Below are 3,334 nucleotides of genomic sequence, written 5' to 3'. Positions count from 1 at the left end.
GCTTTCGCGGGCATCGACGGGCTGCTGCTCGCGGTCGCACTCGCCGCGGTGCTCGTGATCCTCGTGCTCGTCTACCGCTCGCTGCTGCTGCCGATCGCCGTGCTCGCGACGAGCATGTTCGCGCTGTGTGTCGCGCTGCTCACCGTGTGGTGGCTGGCGAAGGCGGACATCCTGCTGCTGAGCGGCCAGACGCAGGGCATCCTGTTCATCCTCGTTATCGGCGCGGCGACCGACTATGCGCTGCTGTACGTGGCGCGGTACCGCGACGAACTCGTGCGGACGCCACACCGATGGACCGCGACCATGCGCGCGCTGCGGGGCTCCGTCGAGCCGATCGTCGCCTCGGGCGGCACGGTGATCGCAGGCCTGCTGTGCCTGCTGCTGAGCGACCTGCGCTCGAACAGCTCGCTCGGCCCCGTCGCGGCGATCGGCATCGTGTTCTCGATCCTGTCGGCGCTGACGCTGCTGCCGGCGATCCTCTACGCCCTCGGCCGGGCGGCCTTCTGGCCGCGCCGTCCGCGCTTCGATCCCGAAGCGCCGGATGCGGGTGAGGGAGAGGGCGTGTGGGCGAAGCTCGCGCGCCTGGTGTCGCGCCGGCCGCGGACGATCTGGATGGCGACCGCCGCCGTGCTCGCGCTCGGCTGCGTCGGCGTCACGCAGCTGCAGGCCTCGGGGGTGCCGCAGTCGGAGCTCGTGCTCGGATCGTCCGAGGCGCGGGACGGGCAGGCAGTGCTCGGCGAGCACTTCCCGGCCGGGTCGGGCAGCCCCGCCTCGGTCGTCGTGCCCGAGGGGCGGCTGCAGGATGCCGCGGACGTGCTGCTCGCCGAGGACGGCGTCGCGGAGGTCGCCGTGATCGTCGACCGCGACGGCCTGACCGCGCCCGTGACGGAGGAGGGTATCGGTGCGTTCGGGCCCCCCGGCACGCCGGCGCCCGAGCCCGTGGTGTCGGGCGGCGACGTGCTGCTGCAGGCCACGCTGACGGACCCGGCCGACTCGCTCGCGGCGGAGGGGACCGTGCGCGAGCTGCGGACCACGTTCGCCGAGGAGGTGCCGGGCGTGCTCGTCGGCGGCTCGACCGCGACCGACCTGGACACGAACGAGGCGTCGATCCGGGATCGGAACCTGATCGTGCCGATCGTGCTCGGCGTGATCCTGGTGATCCTGATGCTGCTGCTGAGGTCGGTGCTCGCGCCGATCCTGCTGACGCTCACGACCGTGCTGTCGTTCGGCACCGCGATGGGGGTGGCGGCGCTGGTGTTCAACAACGTGCTGGGCTTCCCGGGCGCGGACCCGGCGGTGCCGCTGTACGGTTTCGTGTTCCTCGTCGCGTTGGGCATCGACTACAACATCTTCCTGATGTCGCGGGTGCGGGAGGAGTCGCTCGCGCATGGCACGCGGGAGGGCATCCTGCGCGGGCTGCGGCTGACCGGAGGCATCATCACCTCGGCGGGTCTTGTTCTCGCCGCGACGTTCACCGCGCTGTCGGTGATCCCGGTGCTGTTCCTGGTGCAGATCGCGTTCATCGTCGCCTTCGGCGTGCTGCTGGACACGTTCATCGTGCGGTCGCTGCTCGTGCCCGCGCTCGCGACGGATGTCGGTCGCGCGATCTGGTGGCCGTCGAAGCTCTCCCGCGCTGAGCGCTGAGCGCTGAGGTATCAGTCGCAGACATCGGAGTCCGTCTTCGCATCCTGGTGGACTCGGAGTCGCCCGGACCCGTCGGTCGTGAACTCGACCAGTCGCTCGTAGCGCAGCGGTCCCCTCAGCTCGACGCGGTGCCCGTGCGCGTCGAGCTGCCCGACGAGTGAGGCGTCGACGCAGACCTCCGCAGTGATGCGCGTATCGGGGTGGGCGGGGCCAACCGTCGGGGGCGCTTGCAGGAAGCGAAACGCGGCGACATGGCGATAGCCGGTCTGGCGATAGCCGCTGTCGACGTAACCGGAGAGGTGCCACTGGAGCGCGTGCATCATGTCGGCACTGCTCCGCTCGCGCAACGTCGCGACGGTGTCGTCCGCCACGGTCCGTCGACGGAAGTCGTCCACGGCGCGCATCCAGTCGCGGTACGTCTGCTCGGCTTCCGAGCGCGGCGGCGCGCAAGCGGCCAGACCGATCGCGGCGAACAGGACGAGGGTGGCGGCGACGATGCGCATCGGCATGTGGCCGACGCTAGGTTCACGTTCGGGGTCGCTTCGCAGTCGTCCACAGCGAATGACCAGCGCCAATGCGCCTCAGTGTCTGTGGACGGACGTAACCTCGGTGCGTGACTGAGTTGACCTTCACCCACGACAAGACCGCGTCGCGCTACGAGCTGCGCCGTGGTGACGAGCTGGTGAGCGTTCTCGACTACCGCGACAACGGCCGGACGGTCGCGCTCACGCGCGCGTTCACGAACCCGGCGCACCGCGGCCACGGCTATGCCGCCATCGTCACCGAGCGCGCTGTCGCCGACATCGAGGCCGCCGGCGACCGCACCGTGCTGCCCGTGTGCTGGTACGTCGCGGACTGGTTCGAGCACCACCCGGAGCGGGCCGCCGTTCTGGAGGGCGCCGGCGTCCGCTGACCTCGTCATCGGTTCGGTCCGACTCAGCTCAGCGGTGAAGCGCGTCTCATTGAGTGCGTTCCTCTTCCTCGCTCGTTGAGCGAAGCGGATTCGAAACGCCCAAGCTGCGGGGCATCTTCGAGTGACCGTTCGATCGGGCGTCAGTCCGATCGAGCGAGCTGTCTCGCTCGGCGTCTGGTGAGCGCCGAAGGTGCAGAGCGGTAGATGCCGCGCGGGTCGATCCAGGGCGGCGCCTTGATCTCGGGAACCCCCCGGTTCATGCGGATGACCCATCCGGCGGTGTCGATCGTGTGGTGGTGCCACCAGCAGAGCAGTACCCCGTTGTCGGTGTGGGTCGGGCCGCCCTTGGCGTGATCCTGGACGTGATGGACCTCGCACCATGCGGCCGGCACGGTGCAGCCGGGGATGACGCAGCCACCATCGCGGGCGGTTATCGCCTTGCGCTGATGGTGGTTGAAGAGGCGCTCCTTGGTGCCGAGCTGCACGATCCGTCCGCTGTGGTCGAAGACAACCTTCTGCACCGCGCCGGTGCAGGCGACGCGATGCGCGAGCGCGGCCGGCACCGGCACGTCGATGCCGTCGATCGTGGCGACGCCATTCGGTGCATCGAGGTCTTCGAGAGCGACATGCACCAGCAATGTCGGAGCGGTGCCTCCCAGTGAGGGCGTCTCCTCGCTGCGTGCGGCGGCCTGGAGTGCGGACACGAGCAGGTCGTGCCGTTTCTGTGCAGCGGTGCGGGCGTCGCTGACGGCATCGTCGCTCGTCCACTCTTCGTCC

The 3,334-nt window shown here is 69.8% G+C and carries 4 protein-coding genes; 2 read left to right on the top strand and 2 right to left on the bottom strand.

What is annotated here, in order from left to right:
- Nucleotides 1-1,644 (top strand): MMPL family transporter (locus RIF89_RS12685; protein WP_309069461.1); only part of this gene is annotated, 1,644 nt, incomplete at its 5' end.
- An 11-nt stretch (nucleotides 1,645-1,655) separates the two neighbouring features.
- On the opposite strand, the gene RIF89_RS12680 is transcribed toward RIF89_RS12685, so the two are convergent.
- Nucleotides 1,656-2,153 carry a hypothetical protein gene (locus RIF89_RS12680; protein ID WP_309069460.1) on the bottom strand — a complete coding sequence of 166 codons (498 nt, stop codon included), beginning with the start codon at nucleotides 2,151-2,153 and terminating at the stop codon, nucleotides 1,656-1,658.
- A 104-nt stretch (nucleotides 2,154-2,257) separates the two neighbouring features.
- On the opposite strand from RIF89_RS12680, the gene RIF89_RS12675 reads away from it, so the two are divergent.
- Entirely contained in the window at nucleotides 2,258-2,557 is a 300-nt protein-coding gene (locus RIF89_RS12675; RefSeq protein WP_309069459.1) for a GNAT family N-acetyltransferase, read from the top strand.
- A 140-nt stretch (nucleotides 2,558-2,697) separates the two neighbouring features.
- Here RIF89_RS12675 and RIF89_RS12670 read toward each other — a convergent pair.
- Nucleotides 2,698-3,334, bottom strand: a 637-nt coding sequence (locus RIF89_RS12670) for a DUF222 domain-containing protein (protein WP_309069458.1), incomplete at its 5' end; no start/stop codon positions are given.

Source organism: Microbacterium sp. (assembly GCF_031178525.1).
GTDB lineage: Bacteria > Actinomycetota > Actinomycetes > Actinomycetales > Microbacteriaceae > Microbacterium.
This window is presented reverse-complemented; position numbering and strand designations above follow the sequence as displayed.

Excerpts from the sequence above, each read along its gene's own strand:
- RIF89_RS12680 (WP_309069460.1), bottom strand. The coding sequence starts at position 2,153 with ATGCCGATGCGCATCGTCGCCGCCACCCTCGTCCTGTTCGCCGCGATC.